Source organism: Pantoea sp. SOD02 (genome assembly GCF_024707505.1).
GTDB lineage: Bacteria > Pseudomonadota > Gammaproteobacteria > Enterobacterales > Enterobacteriaceae > Pantoea > Pantoea symbiotica.
Map to the genome: position 1 here is coordinate 2,080,480 of NZ_CP102604.1, position 24,213 is coordinate 2,104,692.

Sequence of the window (24,213 nt, forward strand, 5' to 3'; positions counted from 1 at the left end):
TCGGGCGGCTCTCTGGCCGCCCTGCTTTTACTCCACTTCCGGCCTTTGCCGCGGCATCATCCACGCCACCCACAGCGTTAACAGCGCAATCAGCAACGACACCACAAACACCCAATGTAATGAGCTGGCGATTTGTCCGGTCCAGTCATGCAATGTCGCTTCCGGCAGCGCCTGGCGACTTTCGTGCGACATGATTTTCTGCATCGGATCGTCGGCCTGCGGCAGACGCAGCGACAAGTTCAGGTTCAGTACCGCGCCCAATAACGCGGTACCAATCGCCGAACCAATCATGCGGCTGAACATGATTGATGCGGTGCAAATGCCGCGAATGTCGTAATGCGCATGGTTCTGTACCGATACCAGAAACGTGGTGCTGGTCATGCCCATGCCGGTGCCAATCACAAAGGCGGTGAAGCCCGCCTGCATGATTGAGCTGTCGCTGCGCAGTAACAGCAGCAACGCGCTGCCAGCAATCAGCAGCAGCGCGCCCAACTGCGCGGTGAAGCGATAGGAAGTGATAAGCATTAACCTGCCGCTTAAGGTGCTCGCCAGCGGCCAGCCAATCGACATCATCGCCAGCGCGCTGCCAGCCTGCAGCGGCGTGCCGCCGGTGATGCCCTGAATCCACGTTGGCAGAAACGCGCTGATGCCCATCATGCTGGCACCGATAATTAGGTTGCCGATGTTGCCAGCAACGATGAGCCGACTGCGCCAGATTTCTAGCGGAAACAGTGGCGCATCAGCACGCTGTTCATGATGTTTTAAACGCCAGGCGGCGATGACTGCCAGCAGCAGGAACGGTAGCAGCCAGAAGCCGAGTACTTCAGCCTGCAACAACGCGACTAATAATGCCGTCACGCAGATCATCAGCCAGCAGCTGCCGGTGAGATTGAGCGTGGTGGCCTGATTTTGCTCACGCGATGGAAGGAAGCGCGCCAGCAGCAGCATGGCAATCACGCCAATCGGTACGTTAACCCAGAAAATCACCGACCAGCTAAAGTGCTGCACCAGCCACGCGCCGCTCAGCGGGCCAATAATTGCCGCCACGCCCCAGACGCTGGAGAGCCAGCCTTGTACGTTGGCGCGTTCACGCGGCGAATAGACGTCAGCCACAATGGTGGAGGTCAGCGGCATAATCGCGCCAGCACCTAAACCCTGAAAGGCGCGAAACAGAATCAGCCATGTCATGCTGTGGGCGAATCCGCACAGAATTGATCCCAGCAGGAACAGCGAAACGCCAATAAACAGCAGCCGTTTGCGGCCCCACATGTCCGCCAGCCGGCCATACAAGGGCACGCTGACCGCTTGTGTCAGTAAATAGATGGAAAATACCCAGCCAAACTGCGAAAAGCCGCCAAGATCGGCAATGATGGTCGGCATCGCGGTGGCCACGATGGTGACTTCAATCGCCGCCATAAACATAGCGAGCATGCAGCCGATGAGAATCCAGTGGCGATGTTCCGTGTTCAATTCTGCAGTTTCAGTCATACGTCTCCCTAATTTCTAACAAGGCTAGCTGAAAATTCACCAGACCAGTTTCCTCTGCGTGCGCCCCATCTGTGACGACGTCACTTATTTCGATGAAAATTTTTTATTGTCGGATGATGCCTTATTCCATGCGGGTTAGATGCGGTTTTTGATTATTTCTATCTGTCTGATTTTGCCGCAGAAACTGGCGCTTATCGACAAGCATTGCTATAGGTCTAAGCGGTGCTTTCCAGTTATTCACTGAAAAAGCATCTGCTAATAGTCATTTTAACTGCAATTTAACGGGGTGAAGGATTTTCGTGTGTGTGCGTTTTTGACACTGCGCCGCCATCCTGGGAATGACATCACCACATCGAACGATTTTTTGAATCAGGGAGACACTGGCTATGCAAAATGCATCGCTCGCCCGCCGCGCTGGGCTGGCTCTGCTCGCGATTGTTGCGGTGATTGCCCTGCTTGTTTGGGGGCTGGGGCTGAATACGCTGCGCGACCGCCGGGAAGATTTGATTTATCTCGGGCAGCAGCATCTGTTTTTGGTGTTTTGGTCAATGTTCTTTGCGCTGCTGGTGGGGATTCCCAGCGGGATCTTGCTGAGTCGTCCGTTTGCCCGTCGCTGGGCAGAGTACGTGATGCAAATCTTCAACGTGGGTAACACGCTGCCACCGCTGGCGGTATTGGCGCTGGCGATGGTGATTGTCGGTATCGGCGATCGTCCCGCGCTGATTGCTCTGTTTCTCGCCTCGCTGCTGCCGATTGTGCGTAATACTTTTGCCGGTTTAAGCGCGGTACCGCCGTCGCTAATCGAAGCCGCCAACGGTATAGGTATGACGAAGTTTCAGCGTTTGCGTCAGGTGGAAATTCCCAGTGCGCTGCCGGTGATTCTGGCAGGCGTGCGCATCGCCACGGCGATTAACGTCGGCACAGCGCCATTGGCGTTTCTGATCGGCGCCAGCAGCTTTGGCGAGCTGATCTTCCCCGGCATCTACCTCAACGACTTCCCTACGCTGATCCTCGGCGCCGTGGCAACTGCGCTGGTTGCGCTGTTGCTCGACATGCTGCTTGCAGCATTGGGACGTTATCTCAGCCCGCACTCTGCGGCTTAACACAAGGAGTTTTGTGATGGCCACTGCCAATAAGCTGGCGCGCTGGGTAAAACGTACTGCGCTGGCACTCGCCGCGACGCTGGCAATCAGCCAAAGCGCCGCTGCTGCAACACCAATCACCATGGCAACCAAGAGCTTTACCGAGCAGCACATCCTCTCCGCGATGACGGTGATCTGGTTGCAGAAGAAAGGTTTTCAGGTGATCCCCAAAACCAACATCGCTACTACCATCGGTCGTAACGCGATGATCAATAAACAGATTGATATGACGTGGGAATACACCGGCACCTCGCTGATCATCTTTAATCACATCAATAAACCGATGTCGACGGAAGACGCTTATAAAACAGTAAAACAACTGGATGCGAAGTTGGGACTGGTTTGGCTTAATCCGGCACCGATGAACAATACCTACGCGTTTGCTATGCAACGCGATCGTGCGGAGAAAGAAGGCATCAACACCATGTCGCAACTGGTGGCGAAGCTGGAAGAGGTGCGCAAGAACGATCCGGATCATAACTGGAAACTCGGTTTGGACCTGGAGTTCTCAGGCCGCTCCGATGGCCTGAAGCCGTTGCAGAAAGCCTACAACATGCCGCTCGATCGTCCGCAGATTCGCCAGATGGATCCCGGCTTAGTCTACAACGCGATTCGCGATGGCTTCGTTGACGCGGGTTTGATCTACACCACCGATGGCCGGGTGAAAGGGTTTGAACTCAAAGTGTTAGAAGATGATAAGCACTTCTTCCCGAGTTACAACGTCACGCCGGTGGTGCGTCAGGATGTGCTGGAGAGCCATCCAGGCTTGGATACGGCGCTTAATCAGCTTTCCGCATTGATTAATGACGAAGCGATCACCGAGATGAACAAACGTGTCGATATTGATCATCAGTCGCCGCAACAGGTGGCGCGTGATTTCCTTCAATCTAAGAACATGCTGTAAGGAGGCGCTGTGGATACCTTGCATTACATCATGAATAACTGGCACACCTTGATGTCGCTCACCTGGCAACATACCTGGCTGGTGCTGGTCGCGGTGGGTTTCGCCATTATCGTTGGCGTGCCGCTGGGCATTTTGATTGTGCGCTTTAAGTGGCTGGCCACGCCGGTGCTCGGCATCGCCACCATTGTGTTAACCATTCCGACCATTGCGTTATTTGGTTTAATGATTCCGCTGTTTTCCATGATCGGTCAGGGCATTGGCGCCCTTCCTGCGATTACTGCGGTGTTTCTCTACTCGCTGCTGCCGATTGTACGTAACACCCACACAGCGCTGGAGAATTTGTCACCCGGACTGCGTGAAGCCGGTCGCGGAATTGGCATGACCTTCTGGCAGCGTCTGCGCTGGGTGGAAATTCCGATGGCGCTGCCGGTGATTTTTGGCGGTATTCGTACGGCGGTGGTGATGAACGTTGGTGTGATGGCGATTGCCGCCGTGATTGGTGCGGGCGGTTTGGGCCTGCAACTGCTCGACGGTATCAGCGGCAGCGATGTGCGCATGCTGATTGCCGGTGCCTTGATGATTTGTTTGCTCGCGATTGTGCTTGATTGGCTGCTACACCGTTTGCAGTCGGCGCTGACTCCTAAGGGGATTCGATAATGATAAAACTGGAAAACCTGACGAAAACCTTTACGCAAAAGAATGGCACGTCACTCAATGCCGTGGATAACGTCAGCCTGGAAGTGCCTGCCGGGGAAATGTGCGTGCTGCTCGGCCCATCGGGTTGTGGCAAAACCACCACGCTGAAGATGATTAACCGCCTGATCCCCTCTTCAAGCGGCAGGATTTTGATCAATGGTGAAGACACCAGCGGGCAAGATACCGTTACCCTGCGCCGCAATATTGGTTACGTAATCCAGCAGATTGGTCTGTTCCCGAACATGACCATCGAGGAGAACATTACCGTGGTGCCGCGCATGCTGGGCTGGGATAAGAAGCGTTGCCGCGAACGCGCTACGGAATTGATGAGCATGGTGGCGCTCGATCCGACCAAGTTCCTACACCGCTATCCGCGCGAAATGTCCGGCGGTCAGCAGCAGCGTATTGGCGTGATTCGCGCACTGGCCGCTGATCCACCGGTATTACTGATGGATGAACCTTTCGGCGCGGTCGACCCGATTAACCGTGAAGTGATTCAGAACGAGTTCCTGGAAATGCAGCGTCAGTTGAAGAAGACCGTGATGCTGGTTAGCCATGATATTGATGAAGCGCTGAAGCTCGGCGACCGCATTGCAGTGTTTGGTCAGGGCAAAATTGTGCAGTGCGCCAGCCCGGATGAGCTGTTAGCCAAACCGGCGAACGACTTTGTTGGCTCCTTTGTCGGTCAGGACCGTACGTTGAAACGTTTGTTGCTGGTGCAGGCTGGCGATGTCACCGATCAGCAGCCCACCATCACCGTGCAACGTAATACGCCGTTGCAGGACGCTTTCGCTACCATGGATGATAACGATATGCGTTCGGTGACGGTGGTTGATGAAGATGGCAAGCCACTGGGATTTGTGAAGCGGCGTGAAGCGCGCGGTTCCACGGGCCGCTGCGAAGAGATGCTGCATACCTTTAAAGTAACCGGCAAAGCGGAAGAGAATTTGCGCGTGGTGCTGTCGAAATTGTATGAGCACAACACGGTGTGGATGCCGATTGTCGATGAAGAAGGTCGTTACAGCGGCGAGATTTCGCAGGATTACATTGCCGATTATCTCAGTTCTGGACGTACGCGCCGTCGTTTGAATCCATAAAACCGCACGATACTTGAAACGCAGGAAGAGGCGGCAGAGGAGTAAAGTGTCCCGCGCCATGGATGGCGCGGGCCAAGCCCCAGGGATGGTTTATGGCGTCTTTACGATCTGCCGCCTCTTCTTGCGTATGCACTCTGCACGTTAATGCGACTCCTCAGCCGTTTTTGCTGCTACCGCTTCGTTACGCTCTGAAGGCAGCACGACATTCAAAATAATCGCCAGCATCCCGCCGGTGGTGACTGCGTGACCAAACAGGTTGCTAATCAGCGTGGGGAATTGTTTCAGCACATCAGGCACTGCTTCTACACCTAAGCCGATACCAAACGACACGGCGACAATCAGCATCTCGCGACGGCCAAGCGGCGTTTGCGTCATCACGCGGATACCGGCCGCCACCACGCTACCAAACATCACGATGGTCGCGCCGCCCAGCACTGGCGGTGGAATCTGCTGCAGCATGGTGCCAATCGCCGGGAACATACCGAGCAGCACCAACATCACGCCGATCACCATGCCAACGTAACGGCTGGCAACGCCAGTCATCTGGATAACGCCGTTATTTTGCGCAAAGGTGGTGTTGGGAAAGGCTGAGAATACGGCGGCGAGCAAACAGCTGATGCCATCGGCAAAAATACCGCCCTGCATGCGGCGCTCAAACGCTTCGCCTTCAATCGGCTGCTGCGACAACATGCAGTTCGCCGTAAGATCGCCCACCGCTTCAATCACGGCAATCACCGATACCAGCGCGATGGGAATGAAGATGGTCCAGTCAAAGGCAAAACCAAAGCGGAACAGTTCTGGCAACACCAGCCACGGCGTATCGCCCATTGGTTTGAGCGTGAGATGACCGGTTAACGCTGCGGCGGTACAGCCCGCTGCAATGCCGGCAACCACGGCAACCAACCGCGTCCAGCGATTTTGCGAACGGTTAAGTACGATAATCACCAGCAGCGTCAAGGCGCCGAGCGCCAGATTGCCGGGTGCGCCAAAATCGCTGGCGTTATGGCCACCAGCCCAATCGGTGATGCTGACTTTAATCAGGCTGATGCCAATCAATGTGATCACGGTGCCGGTGACCACCGGCGTCAACACTTTGCGCAATGGCGCGATGCAGCGGCTGATTAACATCGGAATCATCGCCGCCACCAGGTTGCAGCCAAAGATCATCGCCATGATCTCTTCAGGCGATCCGCCGCGCGCTTTGACCATTAATCCGCCCGACAGAATCACACCCAGAAAGGCAAAACTGGTGCCCTGCAGGCAGATCATGCCGGCACCAATGCCCATAAAGCGACGCGCTTGCAGGAACGTACCCAAGCCGGAAACTAACAGCGACATGCTGATCAGATAAGGGATCCACGCTTGTAATCCCAAAACGGAACCAATAATCAGCGGCGGTGTAATAATGCCGACGACGCTGGCCAGCACATGTTGCAGTGCGGCACAAAATGCAGGCAATGGACCGATGCGGTCATTCAGCCCATACAACAAACCTTTCTCATCTGATTGCGACATACAGGTGCTCCGGCAAGATATTCATCAGAGCAGCTGATGCATGAATCACGCCAGAGAAGAGTGTTCAATAAAATGCAGGGAGTAAAGGATTGAATAATAGAGGAATTAATTCTTTAAAAAGGATGGCTGAATCTGAATCATTAGATTCAGCCATTGATCATTTGCGGCACTTTGTTTCATCAGGCCGCAGGCTTTGCACTGTTGTCGTGCGTAAAATTCTCATTGAGCAGCGAAATATCCAGATAACCGCTCAATTCCCGCTGCTCTGCTCGCGGCAGGTAAGGTAACTCGCCTAATAAAGGTGCACCTAACTTGTTACTCAAAACATCAATGATTTCAGCGTAATGTGCCAGGCCGGGATTAATACGATTTGCCACCCAACCCGCTAGTTGCAATCCATCCTGCGCAACGGCTTCGGCGGTTAGTAAAGCGTGGCTGATGCAACCTTCCTTGATGCCCACAACCAGCACAACCGGCAAATGCTCCTGCCGCACCCAATTGGATAAAGGCTGCAAGTCGTTCATTAAACTGCGCCAGCCGCCGGTGCCTTCCACCACCACGCGCGCGGCGCGCTGCTGCAAATCGTTCAAGCTGCGACTGAGCAATGGATAATCAATGCACTGCGACGCGCTGGTGCTGATTTCATCCTCTTCCAAAGCGATAGGATTGACGGCGGAATAAGTGAGAGTGAGGCCCGAAGCCTGCTGTAACAGCAGTGCATCTTTATTACGTAAGCCTTCGGGTGTGCGCTGCGCGCTTTTGGCAACAGGTTTGAAACCTGCGGCGCAGAGATTCGCCTTGGCAAAGCACTGTAATAACGCGCGAGATACCACGGTTTTACCCACCGCGGTGTCGGTACCGGTGACAAAAAGCGTTTTCACCATTCTCCTCCTTCATTGAAGCGATGTGTAACGTGCGAAGGAGGCAGTTTAAGGAAATGTTTTCTCGGGCAGATTGCGTTAGGACAAACTTAAGGCGAGCTGTAATTATCCCTGCAACAGTTTTACCAATAAGTGGCCGCTATAGAGCGCGTCTTTTATCAGGGCTGCACCGCCAAAAGTACCGGGATCGCTGAAAGCCGTTGGTGTGAGCTGGATTTCACTGCTGTAAGCGGGCAACGCCTGCTGACGAATGGTACTGCTCACCGCAGGGAACAGCACATCGGCGGCTTGATTTAGCGGCGAACCGATAAGAATTTGTTGAGGATTAAAGATGTTAACCATCATCGCCAGCATCCGGCCAATATGATGTCCGACGCCAGCAATCACATCACGCGCCAGACGATCGCCCTGCTGCGCGGCAGCGCATAAGCTCTCAATCGTCAGCGGTGCCTGATGCAATAAACTGTCTGGCTGCGACGGCAAACGTTGGGCAGTGAGGGTAAGCAAGCTTCCGATGCTGGCGACGGTTTCCAGACAACCATTATTGCCGCAATAACATTGCTGGCCGTAAGGATCGATTTGCGTATGACCAATCTCCACCAGCGTACGACCATTTTTATGCAGCAGTTGTCCGCCGCTGATCACGCCCGCGCCGACGGTTTGGTCGATCACAATCTGAATCACATGTTGTGCGCCGCTGGAAGCACCAAACAGTGCTTCGGCTAACGTCCAGGCAGAAATATCATGCTGCACGAACACCGGCAAACCGGTGCGTTGCGCCAGCGTTTCTCCCAGCGGCATATCCTGCACGTCGTAACCCGGCATACGATGTACCACGCCAGAAGCCGCGTTAATCAATCCCGGCAAAGTAATGGCTATGGCGGTCAAACGCTCCAGCTTGCTTTGATGACGAATAAAGAAGTCATTCACCAGATCCAGCAAGGTTTGCAGCAGCGGTTTTTCGGCGCTGGCGTGCAGCGGCAAGCGATCTTCCTGCAGCGCGCGGCTGCTGAGATCGCGCAGCGTCAGCGTAATGTATCCGGGCTGAATGCGTACGGCGAGATAGTGCCAGGCGAGTGTATCGAGGATCAAACCAATCGCTGGACGACCACGACTGCCCGGTTCCTGAAATTCGGTTTCCTGTACCAGATGGGCATCGAGCATTTCACGCACGATTTTGGTAATGCTGGCGGGTGCTAACTGGGCACGTTTAGAAAGCTCAATACGCGAAATCGGGCCGTAAAGGTCAATCAGTCGGTAAACCACACCTGCGTTGGTCTGTTTTATCTGATCAATATGACCAGGTTGACTGTACAGATTCACGCCCTGCTCCCATTATTTTCGCGCTTCTAAATAAACAGCAGCTATGGTGATGCAGATTGACCAGCAGCGTCAAATATTTGATTAGAAATGTGATTTATCGCACATAAAGTTTATGCCCTGCTTCACCCGCTGGTTCAATTCTCCGCATTTTGCAGCATCAGCGACATCATATTGGTCATTTGTGCCGTCGGTTCTCGCGTCGCCGACCAGACCAGCCAAACTTCAGAAATCGCGTCGTTCTCCTGCAACGGGATCCACACCACATCGGCCAAACGCGCACGGCGGAACGACGCCGGCAGAATTGACACGCCAAGCCCGGTTGCCACCAACCCCAGAATGGTCATCGCCTCGCCCACTTCCTGAGTAATAAACGGTTTGATTTGATAACGATGCAGCAGCGCCAGAATTTCGCCGTACAACGCGGTGCCGCCTTGCGGATCGAAAAATACAAACGGCTCGTTGGCTAATGCCTGAATTGAGATCGACTCCGCATCGGCCAGCGGATGCGCCCAATGCACTACCGCGCACAGCGGCTCACGCAGTAATACGCGATGCTGCAGATCGCTGGGCAGCGGCGTATTGCGCATCACACCGAGATCGAGTCGATCGTCATGAAGTGGCGCAAGCTGCTGGCGCGTGTTGTTCTCCTGCATCTGAATATGCACTTGCGGCCAACGCTGACGGAACTGATACAACGCATCTGAAACCAGACCAGTAAACGGCGCTGACGAGGTAAAACCAATGCGCAACTCGCCTTCCTGACCGGTGTGCACGCGTGCGGCGCGGCGCGCTGCCTGTTCAACCTGCAGCAAAATGCCACGCGCATCCTGCAAAAACAGCGCGCCAGCGGGCGTGATCTGCACGCTGCGGTTGGTGCGGGTAAACAGCTGCGCGCCAATTTCCTGTTCCAGCTGCTGAATCTGCTGACTCAACGGCGGTTGCGAAATATTCAGGCGCTGCGCGGCACGACCAAAATGCAGCTCTTCGGCGACGGCAATGAAATAGCGTAAATGGCGCAACTCGACATTCATATTTTAAAAGTCTCATTTGAGATTATTAATATATTGTACAACCTATTAACCCTTTTCTACAGTAACGCCACAATGGTTCAAACGAGGATGTTCCGTGAGTCGCTCTTCCCAGGCGGTGATACTTGATGAAGACGAGTTGTCCGTAAAGCCTGCTCCAGCTGCAACCCCTTCAGAATGGATTGAACGCGGATCGCCGCAGTTTATGCGCGTGACGCTAGCGCTGTTCTCCGCCGGTCTTGCCACTTTCGCCTTGCTGTATTGCGTACAGCCCATTCTGCCGGTGCTATCGCAGCAGTTTGGCGTTTCCCCGGCGCAAAGCAGTATTTCTCTCTCGCTCTCCACCGGCTTAATGGCGTTAGGATTGCTGTTTACTGGGCCGCTGTCGGATGCAATTGGCCGTAAATCGGTGATGGTTACCGCGCTGTTGCTCGCCGCCATCTGCACCTTGATTTCCGCCACCATGAGCAGCTGGCAAGGCATTTTGCTGATGCGCGCGCTGATAGGTTTATCTCTGAGCGGCGTTGCGGCCGTTGGCATGACCTATCTGAGTGAAGAGATTCATCCACGTGTTATCGCCTTTTCCATGGGGCTGTATATCAGCGGTAACTCGATTGGTGGTATGAGCGGACGCCTGTTAACTGGCGTATTAACCGATTTCTTCTCGTGGCGCGTTGCGGTGGGTGTTATTGGTTGCTTCGCGTTGGCGGGCGCGCTGATGTTCTGGAAAATTCTCCCTGCATCTCGTCATTTCCGCCCGGCGTCGCTGCGCCCGCGCAGTTTATTAATCAACTTCCGTCTGCACTGGCGCGATAAAGGTCTGCCGCTGCTGTTCGCAGAAGGCTTCCTGCTGATGGGCGCGTTCGTCACGCTGTTCAACTACATCGGGTATCGCCTGCTGAGTGCGCCGTGGTCACTGAGTCAGGCGGTGGTTGGGTTGCTGTCGGTGGTGTATCTGACCGGCTCATGGAGTTCACCGAAAGCGGGTGCGATGACCAGCCGCTTTGGGCGCGGTCCGGTGATGATCGGTGCAACAGCAATTATGCTGGCAGGATTGCTGCTGACGGCGTTTAACTCACTTTGGCTGATTTTGCCCGGCATGATGCTGTTCACCGCCGGATTCTTTGCGGCACACTCGGTTGCCAGCGGCTGGATTGGCCCGCGCGCGCGCCGTGCTAAAGGCCAGGCATCGTCACTTTATCTCTTCAGTTATTACGTCGGTTCCAGCGTGGCCGGTACCTTGGGCGGCGTGTTCTGGCACAGCTACGGCTGGATGGGCGTAACGCTATTCATTAGCCTGCTATTATTAATGGCTTTGCTGGTCGGCTGGCGTTTGCAGTGCCGGAAACTGTAATACCTTTCATCTGTTTAACGGGGCTAATGCGCCCCGTCCTCATCTCAAGTACACGCCACACGGCGATCTCACAGTCCCAGATAAAACAAAACGGCTATTCGTCGCTATAATTCATTCCATTCCAACAATAGTTAGACTTTTTTTATTTCACAGCAATGAGGTCGTTAGATGGGACTCTATTATTACGTCGATAAGCACGCCGGCTATAACGACAACCATGTAGTACATGCAACGGGATGCCCGTTCTTACCCGCCGATGAGGCACGCCGTTTTCTTGGTACTTTCTACACGCCAAATGCCGCCATCCAGCAAGCGCGTAAATTTTATGCCAGTGCGCTAGGGTGCGAGCACTGTTGTCCGGTTGGGGTAAAAAAAAACATGACGACTCAAAATAGCGTGGCACTAAAACACATGGTGAGACTCTGATAATCATGATTTGAGAGTGGTAAGGTGCCCCCGCTGTTTTGTTAAGCAATACTGAGGCGTTTTATAATAACTATAAATTTAAGTGTAATAATAACTGGACCTTAAGACGTTCATTGCGGCGTCAGGTCCAGTCGCCTCTTCTCTCATTTCATCACCCCTGATTACTCTCGACCCCATGCCAGAAAGCGCAATAACCTCAGGCTATTAACAACGCCTTCCACGATAAAAAATAATCAGTAATAAAAGCCCGACAAACGGTTTCCCTCCGCTCATTAATGCTCCACAATAGCGGCAATTTGTGACTTCGGTCACCTTCTGGGGTGCCTTTTCGCCCTTTCACTCGCCGTCTGACAGATTTGAACTCCATGCAATCTACTAATGTTTCCCGTAAAACGGCCTGGCTACGCGTTGTATTGCTGGCTATTGCTGCTTTTGTCTTTAACACCACAGAATTCGTGCCTGTTGGTTTGCTGTCAGATATCGCCGCCAGCTATGACATGAAGACTGCCGATGTTGGCATCATGTTAACCATCTATGCGTGGGTCGTCGCACTATTGTCGCTGCCGTTGATGCTACTGACGCGCAATATTGAGCGTCGCCTGCTGTTGGCCGTGTTGTTCATCGTGTTTGTCGCCAGCCATGTGCTCTCGTCTGTGGCATGGGATTTCACCTCGCTGGTGATCTCGCGTATCGGTATTGCCTTAGCGCACGCGGTGTTCTGGTCAATTACTGCTTCGCTGGCCATTCGCGTGGCGCCTGCGGGTAAGAAAACTCAGGCGTTAAGTATGCTGGCAACCGGTACCGCGCTGGCGATGGTGCTGGGCGTGCCGATTGGCCGTATCGTCGGTCAATATCTTGGCTGGCGTACCACCTTCGGCATGATCGGTTTGTCTGCATTGGTGTTGCTGATTTTGCTGATGCGCATCCTGCCGCGTCTGCCGAGTGAACATACCGGTTCACTGAGCAGCGTGCCGATGCTCTTCCGTCGTCCGGCGCTGGTAGCAATGTACGTTCTGGTTACCGTGGTGGTGACGGCGCATTACACCGCTTATAGCTACATCGAACCGTTTATGCAGGTGGTTGCCAATGCGGATGATAATTTCACCACCCTGCTTTTACTGCTGTTCGGGTCGGCGGGCATTATTGGCAGCGTGCTGTTTAGTACGCTGGGCAATAAATTCCCGTCGGCGATGCTGATCGCCGCTATTGCGATGATCACGCTAAGTATGGGCTTGCTGGTGTTTGCCGCAGTACGTCCCGCTGCAATCACCGTGCTGTGCATCGTGTGGGGCATGGCAATGATGATGATTGGTCTGGCGATGCAAGTCCGCGTTTTGGCGCTGGCGCCGGATGCTACCGACGTCGCGATGTCGCTGTTCTCAGGTATCTACAACATCGGTATCGGCGCAGGTGCGCTGCTGGGTAACCAGGTCAGTTTACATATGCAAATGTCGGACGTTGGTAACATCGGCGGCATTATTGGCCTTGTTGCACTGTTCTGGTGTATCGCTATCTTCCGCCGCTATCCTCAACTGCGTTCTAACGGATAAGAAAAAAGGCTTCAGAAGGATTATCTTCTGAAGCCTTTTATTCACTTCTTACGGAATGCTTAATCGCACTCCGCTCAATTCTCTTAGTTATAAATTACTGCTGTGCCATTTAGCTTGTTGTTGCCAGAGGTCGAAGTGATGCGGAATGACTTTGCTCCGGCAGCATTGGCCTTTTCCGATAGCTGATTCTCCAGCGATGTCAGGTTTGTGCTACCTGAAGCGCTAACCACACCAATTTGTTGTTGATTCATTGGCGCTTCGTTTACTAAGTCTGCAGCCATGCTACCGAACGCGATTGAGGATAATGCTACAGCGGCCAGGGTCAGTTTGATGCTTTTCATAATTTTGCTCTCTTAAACAGATGAATTGGGGTCGGTCGCGATTAAGTTAACAACCGTTAATTAAATGCTAATGCCGAAAGGGTGTGCGCGTCAATTATTTTATTAACGGTCATTATTTTAATCGGAAGTGGCGTGATTATGGGCTTCCCAGCCCTTTTCGACTTATCCATTTGGGTGCTTTCACCAGCCAAAAGCACAAACGGGCAAAGACGAACAGGCTCATTCCGGGCTGCGCTTGCATATTTATTTAATGATCGGTAATTTAATTGGGTGTTTATAAGTTTTGAGGTGCCCAATGACAGAAGTTATCGATGTGGTGAACAGGAAAACGCGCGGTCGCCCGAAAGTGTTTGATCGCAATGATGCCCTGGACAAGGCATTGATGTTGTTCTGGGCGCATGGTTATGAAGGCACGTCGTTGTCCGATTTGGTTAACGCAACCGGCGCGAAAGCCCCAACCCTTTATGCTGAGTTTGAGAATAAAGAGGGTTTATTCCGTGCGGCGATGCAGCGATACATTGAAACCTTCAGCGCACAACGCAACGCAGTGCTGAACGATGATGCATCAGACGTGAAAACGGCAATTGAAGCCTATTTTCGGGCAACCGCCGCGTGCTTCACAGAATGTGATAAGCCAGCAGGCTGTTTTTTCATTTGTACTTCGAGCGCGCTCTCTTCCGGCTCGGAAGAAGTGGCGCAAATGCTGGCGCAGCAGCATCATGCGCAGGAATCAGCGTTAAAAGCATTCCTTGATAACCGGCAGCAGCGTGGCGAGTTACCGCAATGTGCCAATAGTGCAACCTTAGCTAGCTATCTGGCGTGCTTACTTCAGGGAATGTCGGTACGTGCTCGTGAAGGAGCTAATCGTGAGGATCTTGACCAGATTGTGGATACGCAGATGGCAATCTGGCCCGCTCTGGCGGGATATTGTGAGTTGAGCACCAAATAAAATTCAGGCCGACTTCGCTGTCGGCCTGAAATTATTGCCTCTATTTGAATGGTGAGGCGAGCGAGCGTTAAGGCAGGAAAAACATCGGTTTTAACACCGCACTCACCGGACTGTTATCCGGATTCGATGGCATTAAATCCTTCATGGATGCCCACCAACGCTGACACACTTCCGTTTTTGCCACGGCTTCCCAGCGCGCTTCAGACTCAATTTCCACGCTGGCAAACAGCAGATTGCGTTCAGCATCAAGCCAGATAGCGTAATTGTGCGCGCCATGCGCTTTTAACGTCTCGGCCAGCTCCGGCCAAATTGGCGTGTGACGGCGCAGATACTCATCGTGGCAGTGTGCATGCACCTGCATCACAAAGGCTTTACGCAACATCGCTGCGCTCCGCCTGCAAAGCGGCTTGCCACGGCTTAACGTTGAAGCGTTCACCCAGCGCGATCAGTTGCTCAGTGGTGATGCTTTGACGAATGCCACCCATCGACAGCGCTTTCACCACCACTTCGGAGGATTTCTCCGCAGTGTCGATCAGGCCAAAAGTCTCATCGAGGTTTGGACCGGCGCCAAAAATGCCATGGAACGGCCACATAACAATGCTGTGGTTTGCCATCGCGTCGGCTGTTGCCTGGCCGATTCCGTCAGTCCCTGGCACCATCCACGGCAGAATACCGACGCCATCCGGGAACACCACCAGACATTCGGTACTGCCTTCCCACAGCAGGCGTGTAAAGCGTGCGGAATCCAGATCGACCACATAGCTCAGCGCCATAAAGTTGGTGGCGTGACAGTGCATGATCACGCGATCAACGCCGTTTGAGACCTGTTTGCGCACGCTGTGTGACTGGAAGTGAGCTGCCAGTTCAGAGGTTGGCAGGCCGCCGTTACTCAAACCCCAGTGGATTTTGTATGACAAGCCTTTGTCATCAACCTGCAACAGCGCCAGACAATCAGCCGGGTCGATCTGTACATTACGGAAAAACTTACCTGATCCGGTGACCAGGAACCAATCATTGGCTAGCGCTGGAGCAGGCTTGGTCAGCTCAATACAGCGCGGCTCTGCATAGAAATCACCGGCGAAATCTTTAACTTCTTCCGGCAGTAAACGTAAGCTGACGTTGCCGCCATTACGTTCATCCCAGCCCTTCAACCACATGTCGCTGGTCGCTTTAACCATTCCCTGAACAAAAGCGGAAGAGAGAATATTTTGCATGGTGTGTCCCTTAACGTTGACGCAGTGTTTGTTGTTCATAATGACGGACTTCGCTCAGCCAGCTGGCATCAGCAGGGACATCGTGGCGCAGACACCAGGCTTCCCACACCGCTTGCCACGGCAACGATTTTTGTTCTTCCAGCATCGCCAGGCGACCGGTGTAATCCCCTTCGTTCTCTAGCTTGCGTAACTGATCGGTAGGTTCCAGCAGTGCGCGTAGCAGTGCTTTTTTGGCATTGCGTGTACCAATTACCCACGCCGCGATGCGGTTGATAGACGCATCAAAGAAGTCGAGACCTATATGCACCTTGTCGAACAGCTTGTGGCGCGCGATCTCGGTGGCGATAGCCTGGGTTTCATCGTCGAGAATCACCACGTGATCACTGTCCCAGCGCACCGGACGGCTTACGTGCAGCAGCAGACGCGGCACATAAAGCATCGCCGTGGAGATCTTGTCAGAAATTACTTCGGTTGGATGGAAGTGGCCGGCATCGAGAGTTAGTGCGGTCTGGCGGCTGCTGGCATAACCCAGGCAGAATTCATTGGAGCCCACGGTGTAGCTTTCTGCACCGATACCAAACAGTTTGCTCTCTACCGCATCGATGTGATGTGCAGGGTTGAGCTTTTCACTGATTACTTCATCAAGCGCACTTGCCAGGCGTTGACGTGGTGCGAGGCGATCGACGGTGAGATCTTTCATGCCGTCCGGCACCCAGATGTTCATAACGGATGCAGTACCCAGTTGCTCACCAAAGTGTGCCGAGATGCGACGGCTAGCCTTGCAGTGGTCGATCCAGAACTGACGAATCCCTTTGTCGGCATGTGACAAGGTAAAGCCATCGGCGCTCAGTGGATGGGAGAAGCAGCTTGGATTAAAGTCGAGGCCCAACTTGTGCGTCTTAGCCCATTCCACCCAGTTGCTGAAATGTTTAGGTTCAATCGCATCACGATCAACCGGCTTATCGCTCTCCAGATAGATCGCATGCAGGTTGAGGCGCTTGGCACCTGGAATGAGTGACATCGCTTTTTCAACATCTGAGCGCAGCTCATCAGCATTACGCGCGCGGCCCGGATAGTTGCCGGTAGCCTGAATACCGCCGGTCAGTTCACCGTTCGGATTTTCGAAGCCGCGCACGTCATCGCCTTGCCAGCAGTGCATCGAGACCGGAATGCCATCCAGCTGTGCCATTACCTGTTCCACATCCACACCGATGGCGGCGTAGCGTTGTTTGGCCAGTTCGAAGGCCTGTTCAATCAGCTTAGTCATATGCAAGTTCCTTAGCAGGTTGGCTGAGCGCGGCAAAGCGTGCCTGATGGGCAGCGAAGGCGCTGTTGTTCAACGGTTCAAATTTTTCTAACGGGAAGTTTTGGCTAATGCAGCGGCGTAAATCGCTGACGTCTCGCAGTTCGCCTAAAGCAATGAGTTGGCAGCCGACGTTACCGAGCGTTGAGGCTTCAATTGGCCCGGCTAATACCGGCAGTTGGCAGGCATCGGCACACAATTGGTTTAACAGTGGGTTCTGACTGCCGCCGCCCACCACATGCAGTTGACGCAGCGGTGCAGCGCGCAATGTGCCAAGTTCGCCAATCACCTGGCGATAGAGCAAGGCCAGACTGTCAAAGATGGTGCGGGCCAGCGCGGCAGGCGTCTGCGGAACGGGCATGTTCTGTTCGGCGCAGGCGTTCTGAATCTCCTGAACCATGCTGTCTGGATTGATAAAACGGCTGTGATTGGGGTTAACCAGCGCACGACAGGCAGGTTCTTTTTCAGCGTCTTTGATCAGCGAGCAGAGATCGGTAATGTGCAACTCGGTGCAGACACGTTGCAGCAGCCACAAACCCATAATGTTTTTCAGAACACGGTAGCCTTCAGCACCACCTTCATTGGTTATGTTGGCATTGAGCGCCGCCGTGCTGACACAAGGCTGCAAGCTCTCAATCCCCATCAGCGACCAGGTTCCCGAGCTGAGATAAGCGGCATCATCCTGCATTAACGGCGTGGCCAAAACCGCACTCGCTGTATCGTGTGTCGCAACTGCGATCACCGGAATGTTGTTGCCGCTGGCGCTGGTCCAATAACCAACGGTATTGCCTGGTGAGGTTGGTTTACCGAACCATTTAGCCGGTACGCCAGCCCAGCCGAGTAAATCGCTGTCCCATTCACCGCTGTGAATATTGAGCAGTTGTGTGGTGGTGGCGTTGGTGTATTCCCAGTTCATCTGGCCCGTAAGGCGATAGTGCAGATAGTCTGGAATCATCAGCGCATGCTGCACTTTTTCCTGCCAATCTGGCTGCTGTTGATGCAGCGCGTGCAGTTGATAGAGCGTGTTGAAAGGCAAGAACTGAATACCGGTGCGCTGATAGATCGCACCTTTGCCGAGATCATTAATGGCCTGAGCCATATGCCCTTCCGTGCGCTTGTCGCGATAGCTTACCGCCTCGCCGACGCGCTCACCGTTGGCATCGAGTAACACCAAATCAACGCCCCAGGTATCGATGCCGATGCTGTCCGGCACAATACCTTCATCATCTAGCTGGGCCAGCCCTAAACGAATCTCCTGCTCCAGTCGATCCAAATCCCAACAATCATAATCTGCACGGCGCACACGCTGATTGGTGAAGCGACGGACTTCGCGCAGGCTGATCTGCTGATTCGCTGAACTCCATTGTGCGAGCATCACGCGCCCGCTGGATGCGCCTAAATCAATGGCAACAATGTTACGCATACTCATGGCGTGTTCTTCCTGTGATGAGATGACTACAGATTAGAAATCTCTGCTTTTTGCCACCTTCCCCTTACTGCCAGTGCGTAATAGTCGCTGGCACGCTAACAAAGAAGTTCGTGAGAAAGCTCACAGAACCACACAAGAAGAGAGATGTGAGCCTTGCCGCATTTCCGTCAATCACTGGTGAGATCTTGAAAAATTAGCCATTTTCCTGCGCCACTAAGTTGAAAATTCAAGGTAAGGTGCGGGGCGCCTGCGTAGACTCGGCAACAGTTGAGTTAATAAAGAGGCGAATCATGACCGTTCTACATAGCGCAGATTTCTTCCCGGAAGGGAATTACGCCATCGCCATTGAGCCGCGCGTGCCGCAGCAGGCATTTCCGGAGCACCATCATGATTTCCATGAGATTGTGTTAGTGGAACAAGGTTCTGGCATTCATGTGTTTAATGGTCAACCACAGGCTTTATCCGCAGGATGCGTGTGCTTCGTGCGCGATCACGATCGCCATCTTTATGAGCAAACGGAGAATTTATGTCTGACCAACGTGCTGTATCGCAGTCCGGCGGCATTCCGTTTTCTCTCGGGTTTGCAGGAACTCCTGCCGCGCGAAGAAGAGGACCACTACGCGTCGCACTGGCGCATTAATCACAAGGTAATGGCGCAGGCGCTGCAAATCGTTACACAGATGAAGCAGCAAGATGCATGGTCGTTGGAACGGCACGCACGTCAGGAGCAACTTTTTCTGCAACTGTTGGTGTTGTTGCGCGAAGCGGCTCACAACGATCAATCACAGGATCAGGAAGCCCGCTTGCATCGGTTGCTCGACTGGCTCAATGAGCACTACAGTGAAGAGATTGTGTGGGATGCCTTAGCCGATCGTTTTTCATTGTCGCTGCGTACCCTGCACCGCCAGATGAAGCAGCAAACCGGCAATACACCGCAGCGTTACCTGAATCGGCTTCGCCTGTTACAGGCGCGGCATTTACTGCGTCATAGCGATATGCGCATAACAGACATTGCCTACCAGTGCGGATTTGGTGACAGCAACCATTTCTCCACGCTGTTCCGGCGAGAATTTGGCTGCGCGCCCAGAGCGGAGCGCCAGCAGATGCTATAACGGGAGCGTTTCCTCATGTCGCTGATCTTAACGCGCGAAGACTATTTTCCGGCCACCAATCTGCCGATTGCTGTGGCCGAGCGCATGCCGCAGCCCTCCTTCCCTCCGCACCGTCATGAATTCAGTGAAATCGTTATCGTCTGGCGCGGTAACGGCCTGCATGTGTTGAACGATCGTCCATGGTTGATAACCTGCGGCGACGTTTTTTACATTCACGATAACGACTGCCACAGCTACGACAGCGTCAACGACCTGGCGCTGGATAACATTCTTTACTGCCGCGATCGCTTTCGTCTTGGCCTTGACTGGAGCCAGTTGCTGCCGCCGCAAGAAGAAGATTCGCCGGGCTGCTGGCGTTTGACCACACGCGGGATGGCGTTAGCGCGTGGCGTGATTAGCCAACTTGAGCGCGAGAGCCGCAAAAGTGATTCGCTATCGATTCAACTCTCCGAAGCGCTGTTTTTGCAACTCGCGCTGATTTTGCGTCGTCACGGTTATGCTGCCGATCGGCCCTGGGCATTGCCTGAAGGTGAGCAACTGGATCTGCTGATGTCGGCGCTGCAAGGTGCCGTCAGTCGTCCATTCGATTTGGCGGTGTTTTGCCAGCAGAATCAGTTAAGCGAGCGCGCGTTAAAACAGCTGTTTCGCCAGCAAACCGGTATGACCGTGGGACACTATTTACGGCAGCTGCAGCTGTGCCAGGCGAAGTATCTGTTGCGTACACAGGATTGCTTAATCAGTGAAGTGGCCGCGCGTTGCGGTTTCGATGACAGTAACTACTTTTCGGTGGTGTTTACGCGGGAAACCGGTTTAACGCCGAGTGCGTGGCGGCAGCGCTTCCTGCCGCATCGCGAACTCTCAACTGAGAAAGTTAAAGCCTGACGCGAGGTGTGCGTCAGGCCTTTTATTAGTTTGCTAATCCTAATCCTACAATGTTGGCGGCAATGATAATCACCACACAACCCAGTGACAGCACGCGCACAGGGCGTTGACCCGCTGACTTCCACTCTTTCAGCACCAGACCAACCAAGCCACCGCACAGCACGTAGAGACTCATATGCAGCATCCAGCTGACAAAGTCATACTGTGCTGGGATTTTGGCGTGGCCCCAGGCGTAGAAGAAGAACTGCAGATACCACATGGTGCCGCCCAGCACGGCAAACGCGATATTGGCCAGCAGCATCGGTTTGGCGACGGAGAAATCACGGCGAACAGAAAGATCGGTTTTTACTGCCAGACGGATAAAGCAATAAGCCAGATTGACTAATGCACCGCCGCCCATGATCACCACATAGCTTGGCAACGCCACATACAACGGATTGATACCCAGATTGGCTGCGGCTTCATGCATCGGCTTGGCGGCATCCATCGCAAATGACATGCCAGCGGAGAAGATGCCGCACATCACCGCCAGAATCAGCCCTTTCTTCAGATTGAACTCTTCGGCGTTGATGCCAAGCGCCCGCTCTTTTAACAGACCGGCACGTGAAACAATAGCCACACCAATCAACGCAACAAACACGCCGAGCAGAGTCATACGTCCACCGGTAGAGTTAAATAGCTCAACAAAGCGTCCCTGCAGCAGCGGCGTCATTAAGGTACCCACCACTAAGGTGATACCGATGGCAATCCCGATGCCCATCGACATACCGAGGTAGCGCATGGTCAACCCGTAGTTGATGTTTCCAATGCCCCACATGGCACCAAACAGAAACACCGGCATCAGTTGAGAGAAACTAAAGCTGCCGTAATACGCCCAGAAGTTCGGCAGTAATACCGCACTCACTGCCCAGGGAAGAATCAGCCACGACATTATGCCGCCTACCGACCACATCGTTTCCCAGGACCACTTTTTCACCTGCTTAAATGGAGCATAAAAACAGGCGGCACTGGCGGCACCCACCAGATGCCAGAAAATACCTGCAATGATGGCACTGTTCATTGTTATTCCTTCGTAAGGTTGAGGCCAACAGGAAACCGGCGGTCTCCCGATTACCGGCAGTCTACGGTGGGCAGCTTTTCGTCAGCCTTTGGATGGCTGCCGGAAAGCGGAGGTTGCTGGCAAAATTCGGTGGGTCGTCAACATAAGGATCACAAAATTGCATTTGCATGTAGAACACGAGGTGTTTTTTATAAGTCGCTTATTATTCAGCATATTTTTCTATTGTGCTGTGTCGATCAGCACAGTTTTTGATTCACTGCCACTGCAACAGTTAACATGGCAGTCACACAAAGCCGCGCACCAGACTTTCCCCGCAGGCGTTTAATCCGTATAACGTTGGGAAAATCATCAGGACGAAGGATTGAGATGAATACCAAGAGATTGCGGCTACTGCTGTCACAATCAGTGAGCCGCGTGATGCTGGATGACATCCGCGCCATCGTGCCAGCGCAGGCGCTTAACGTCTTTATTAATGGATTAGATGAGACGCACTACGCCACGCTGGATTGCGTGCAGAGCGAAGAGAATTGCGCCCTGCTGGCGTCGGTGATTGTGGTGTGGCGCCAGCTGGGTCACATTCATGCGATTCATTATCAGAAAGGTGAGCATCTTCGTCAGGTCGATGACGCCACGCAATTCCAGCTGTTCAGTATGATGAAAACCCATCGCGCGATCGTGCAGATCGCTTAACTCTCGGGATGACTATGAAAATCGGACTGCTTTTCCCTATTGCCATCATCATTGCTGGCGTCAGTTTTTTGGCGTGGTTTATTGCCAGCGGCGCGGCGATGCCGGGTTCCTGACATTTATTTAACATACGTTGAATCGCCTCTAACCCGCTGAAAGCGCGGCATTTCGCCAGGAATGCTGCGTCTGTCGTGCTGTTCTTCCCTTCTTTGCCATCCCTCAAGTCGCATTGGCAATAGCAAAAAGGTGCAATACCGCGATCTGTTTCACTCTGCACTTCACAAATCTTTAACGAAACCGATCGCGGAGAACCTGCACATGACAACACACCATCAACATTACATTAATGGCGCGTTTGTTGCCGATCAGAACGACAAGTGGATAGAAGTGATTAACCCAGCAACCGAGGCGTTACTGTCGCGCGTGCCGGAAGGCAGCAAACACGATGCCGCGCAGGCCATCGACGCTGCTGAAGTGGCGCAGCCGGATTGGGAAGCACTTCCTGCCGTGGAACGCGGCAACTGGTTGCGTAAAATTGCCGTCGCTATTCGTCAGCGTGAGCCGGAACTCACCGCCACTATCGTCGCCGAAGGCGGAAAAACCCAGGGGCTGGCGCAAACTGAAGTGCTGTTTACCGCCGATTATCTTGAGTACATGGCCGAGTGGGCACGCCGTTATGATGGCGAGATCGTTAACAGCGATCGTCCTAACGAAAACATCTTCGTGTTCAAGAAAGCGATTGGCGTCACCACCGGCATTCTGCCGTGGAACTTCCCCTTCTTCCTGATTGCGCGCAAAGCCGCGCCCGCGCTGGTAACCGGCAATACCATTGTTATCAAGCCCAGTGAGCTGACGCCTAACAATGCGGCAATTTTTGCGCAAATCATCCATGAAATTGGTCTGCCAAAAGGTGTGATCAACTTTGTTTATGGCTATGGCCCGGAGATTGGTCAGGAGTTGGCGGGCAACCCGAAAGTCGGGCTGGTCAGTTTGACCGGCAGCGTCAACGCCGGTATCGCCACTATGGAAGCTGCGGCGAAAAACGTCACCAAAGTCTCGCTGGAGCTGGGCGGAAAAGCGCCGGCTATCGTGATGGATGATGCTGACCTCGAACTTGCAGTAAAAGCAATCGTCAGCTCCCGTGTGATCAACACCGGACAGGTTTGTAACTGTGCTGAGCGCGTTTACGTGCAGGAAGGCATTTACGACCGCTTTATCAGCGCCCTGACCACCGCCATGCAGCAGGTGAAGTTCGGTAATCCGGCCGAGCAGAATGATATTGATATGGGTCCGCTGATCACGGCGGCCGCGCTGGAGCGCGTTGAGCAGAAAGTGGCGAACGCGGTCGCGGATGGCGGCAAAGTAGTGCTGGGCGGCAAGCGTGCAGGCAGCAAAGGATTCTATTTTGAGCCAACTATCATCACGGGCGTGCGTCAGGATATGGAGATCATGCAGCAAGAGATTTTTGGTCCGGTGCTGCCAGTGATGACCTTTAAAACTCTTGATGAAGCCGTAGCGCTGGCGAATGACTGCGAATACGGTCTGACTTCATCGATTTACACCCAAAGCCTCAACACCGCGATGGTTTCCCTGCGTAAGCTGAAGTTTGGCGAAACCTACATCAACCGCGAGAATTTCGAGGCGATGCAAGGTTTCCATGCGGGCTGGCGTAAATCGGGCATTGGCGGTGCCGATGGCCGTCACGGTTTGGAAGAGTTTTTGCAGACACACGTGGCGTATTTGCAGTTCTCGTAATGTCGCCATTTATGGCGTAATGCCGCTCAATTAAGCATTAATTTGCATGTGTATGCAGGTGCGCATGAATGCGCACC

The 24,213-nt window shown here is 53.5% G+C and carries 24 protein-coding genes; 13 read left to right on the forward strand and 11 right to left on the reverse strand.

The genetic code is table 11. From position 1 onward, the window contains the following. Positions 1-27 precede the first annotated feature (27 nt). Entirely contained in the window at positions 28-1,488 is a 1,461-nt protein-coding gene (locus tag NR302_RS09725) for an MDR family MFS transporter (RefSeq protein WP_179450797.1), read from the reverse strand. Between the two features lie 386 nt (positions 1,489-1,874). Here NR302_RS09725 and NR302_RS09730 point away from each other — a divergent pair, with 386 nt between their 5' ends. From NR302_RS09730 to osmV, 4 genes are read left to right on the forward strand one after another with little or no spacing between them, the layout of a single operon-like run. Further along, the gene (locus NR302_RS09730) at positions 1,875-2,591 is read left to right on the forward strand and encodes an ABC transporter permease (RefSeq protein WP_258145131.1); all 717 of its coding nucleotides are present in this window, start codon (positions 1,875-1,877) and stop codon (positions 2,589-2,591) included. A gap of 16 nt (positions 2,592-2,607) precedes the next feature. After that, entirely contained in the window at positions 2,608-3,534 is a 927-nt protein-coding gene (locus tag NR302_RS09735; RefSeq protein ID WP_258145132.1) for a glycine betaine ABC transporter substrate-binding protein, read from the forward strand. A gap of 9 nt (positions 3,535-3,543) precedes the next feature. Further along, positions 3,544-4,191: an osmoprotectant ABC transporter permease OsmW gene (gene osmW / locus NR302_RS09740; protein WP_008108902.1), complete on the forward strand. Its 648-nt coding sequence runs from the start codon at positions 3,544-3,546 to the stop codon at positions 4,189-4,191. Then, on the forward strand, positions 4,191-5,327 hold the full coding sequence (gene osmV, locus NR302_RS09745; protein WP_061718847.1) for an osmoprotectant ABC transporter ATP-binding protein OsmV: 1,137 nt from the start codon (positions 4,191-4,193) through the stop codon (positions 5,325-5,327). Before osmW ends, osmV begins: the two co-directional genes overlap by 1 nt. 141 nt (positions 5,328-5,468) lie before the next feature. Here the strand turns inward: osmV and NR302_RS09750 are convergent, their stop codons facing one another. From NR302_RS09750 to NR302_RS09765, 4 genes are all read right to left on the reverse strand, one after another. Beyond that, positions 5,469-6,842, reverse strand: a complete 1,374-nt coding sequence (locus NR302_RS09750) for a nucleobase:cation symporter-2 family protein (protein ID WP_258145133.1) — start codon at positions 6,840-6,842, stop codon at positions 5,469-5,471. A gap of 179 nt (positions 6,843-7,021) precedes the next feature. Then, a complete protein-coding gene (gene bioD, locus NR302_RS09755) occupies positions 7,022-7,726 on the reverse strand; it encodes a dethiobiotin synthase (RefSeq protein ID WP_258145134.1) in 705 nt (234 codons plus the stop codon). A gap of 102 nt (positions 7,727-7,828) precedes the next feature. Beyond that, on the reverse strand, positions 7,829-9,046 hold the full coding sequence (locus tag NR302_RS09760; protein ID WP_258145135.1) for an ROK family protein: 1,218 nt from the start codon (positions 9,044-9,046) through the stop codon (positions 7,829-7,831). A gap of 134 nt (positions 9,047-9,180) precedes the next feature. After that, the gene (locus NR302_RS09765) at positions 9,181-10,077 is read right to left on the reverse strand and encodes a LysR family transcriptional regulator (protein ID WP_154193500.1); all 897 of its coding nucleotides are present in this window, start codon (positions 10,075-10,077) and stop codon (positions 9,181-9,183) included. A gap of 94 nt (positions 10,078-10,171) precedes the next feature. Between NR302_RS09765 and NR302_RS09770 the strand changes: the two genes are divergently transcribed. The 3 genes from NR302_RS09770 (at position 10,172) to NR302_RS09780 (ending at position 13,404) form a co-directional block, all read left to right on the forward strand. Next, entirely contained in the window at positions 10,172-11,428 is a 1,257-nt protein-coding gene (locus tag NR302_RS09770; protein ID WP_258145136.1) for an MFS transporter, read from the forward strand. Positions 11,429-11,596: 168 nt separating this feature from the next. Beyond that, positions 11,597-11,854, forward strand: coding sequence for a hypothetical protein (locus NR302_RS09775; protein ID WP_154156201.1), 258 nt, complete (start codon positions 11,597-11,599; stop codon positions 11,852-11,854). Between the two features lie 365 nt (positions 11,855-12,219). Further along, the gene (locus NR302_RS09780; RefSeq protein ID WP_258145137.1) at positions 12,220-13,404 is read left to right on the forward strand and encodes a sugar transporter; all 1,185 of its coding nucleotides are present in this window, start codon (positions 12,220-12,222) and stop codon (positions 13,402-13,404) included. An 83-nt stretch (positions 13,405-13,487) separates the two neighbouring features. Here NR302_RS09780 and NR302_RS09785 read toward each other — a convergent pair whose 3' ends face one another. Next, a complete protein-coding gene (locus NR302_RS09785) occupies positions 13,488-13,745 on the reverse strand; it encodes a YdgH/BhsA/McbA-like domain containing protein (RefSeq protein ID WP_179450790.1) in 258 nt (85 codons plus the stop codon). 295 nt (positions 13,746-14,040) lie between these two features. On the opposite strand from NR302_RS09785, the gene NR302_RS09790 reads away from it, so the two are divergent. After that, positions 14,041-14,694 carry a TetR/AcrR family transcriptional regulator gene (locus NR302_RS09790; protein ID WP_258145138.1) on the forward strand — a complete coding sequence of 218 codons (654 nt, stop codon included), beginning with the start codon at positions 14,041-14,043 and terminating at the stop codon, positions 14,692-14,694. 67 nt (positions 14,695-14,761) lie between these two features. Here NR302_RS09790 and rhaM read toward each other — a convergent pair whose 3' ends face one another. Genes rhaM through rhaB form a run of 4 tightly spaced genes read right to left on the reverse strand, consistent with a single transcriptional unit; the run spans position 14,762 to position 18,640 of the window. Next, positions 14,762-15,076, reverse strand: coding sequence for an L-rhamnose mutarotase (gene rhaM / locus NR302_RS09795; protein ID WP_258145139.1), 315 nt, complete (start codon positions 15,074-15,076; stop codon positions 14,762-14,764). Next, positions 15,066-15,908, reverse strand: coding sequence for a rhamnulose-1-phosphate aldolase (gene rhaD, locus NR302_RS09800; protein WP_154193504.1), 843 nt, complete (start codon positions 15,906-15,908; stop codon positions 15,066-15,068). Before rhaD ends, rhaM begins: the two co-directional genes overlap by 11 nt. 10 nt (positions 15,909-15,918) lie before the next feature. Then, a complete protein-coding gene (locus tag NR302_RS09805) occupies positions 15,919-17,175 on the reverse strand; it encodes an L-rhamnose isomerase (protein WP_008108874.1) in 1,257 nt (418 codons plus the stop codon). Further along, a complete protein-coding gene (gene rhaB, locus NR302_RS09810; protein WP_258145140.1) occupies positions 17,168-18,640 on the reverse strand; it encodes a rhamnulokinase in 1,473 nt (490 codons plus the stop codon). The genes NR302_RS09805 and rhaB overlap by 8 nt, the downstream gene beginning before the upstream one ends. A gap of 290 nt (positions 18,641-18,930) precedes the next feature. On the opposite strand from rhaB, the gene rhaS reads away from it, so the two are divergent. Together rhaS and rhaR are read left to right on the forward strand one after the other, a co-directional pair. Beyond that, entirely contained in the window at positions 18,931-19,752 is an 822-nt protein-coding gene (gene rhaS, locus NR302_RS09815) for an HTH-type transcriptional activator RhaS (protein WP_008108870.1), read from the forward strand. A gap of 15 nt (positions 19,753-19,767) precedes the next feature. Beyond that, entirely contained in the window at positions 19,768-20,634 is an 867-nt protein-coding gene (gene rhaR / locus NR302_RS09820; protein WP_258145141.1) for an HTH-type transcriptional activator RhaR, read from the forward strand. Between the two features lie 25 nt (positions 20,635-20,659). Here rhaR and rhaT read toward each other — a convergent pair whose 3' ends face one another. Continuing rightward, positions 20,660-21,694 carry an L-rhamnose/proton symporter RhaT gene (rhaT, locus tag NR302_RS09825; protein ID WP_008108866.1) on the reverse strand — a complete coding sequence of 345 codons (1,035 nt, stop codon included), beginning with the start codon at positions 21,692-21,694 and terminating at the stop codon, positions 20,660-20,662. A 366-nt stretch (positions 21,695-22,060) separates the two neighbouring features. Here rhaT and NR302_RS09830 point away from each other — a divergent pair, with 366 nt between their 5' ends. The 3 genes from NR302_RS09830 (at position 22,061) to aldA (ending at position 24,136) form a co-directional block, all read left to right on the forward strand. After that, positions 22,061-22,384: a hypothetical protein gene (locus tag NR302_RS09830; RefSeq protein WP_008108864.1), complete on the forward strand. Its 324-nt coding sequence runs from the start codon at positions 22,061-22,063 to the stop codon at positions 22,382-22,384. 14 nt (positions 22,385-22,398) lie between these two features. Then, positions 22,399-22,497: a YoaK family small membrane protein gene (locus NR302_RS09835; RefSeq protein WP_008108862.1), complete on the forward strand. Its 99-nt coding sequence runs from the start codon at positions 22,399-22,401 to the stop codon at positions 22,495-22,497. A gap of 202 nt (positions 22,498-22,699) precedes the next feature. Then, a complete protein-coding gene (gene aldA / locus NR302_RS09840; protein ID WP_258145142.1) occupies positions 22,700-24,136 on the forward strand; it encodes an aldehyde dehydrogenase in 1,437 nt (478 codons plus the stop codon). Positions 24,137-24,213 lie beyond the last annotated feature (77 nt).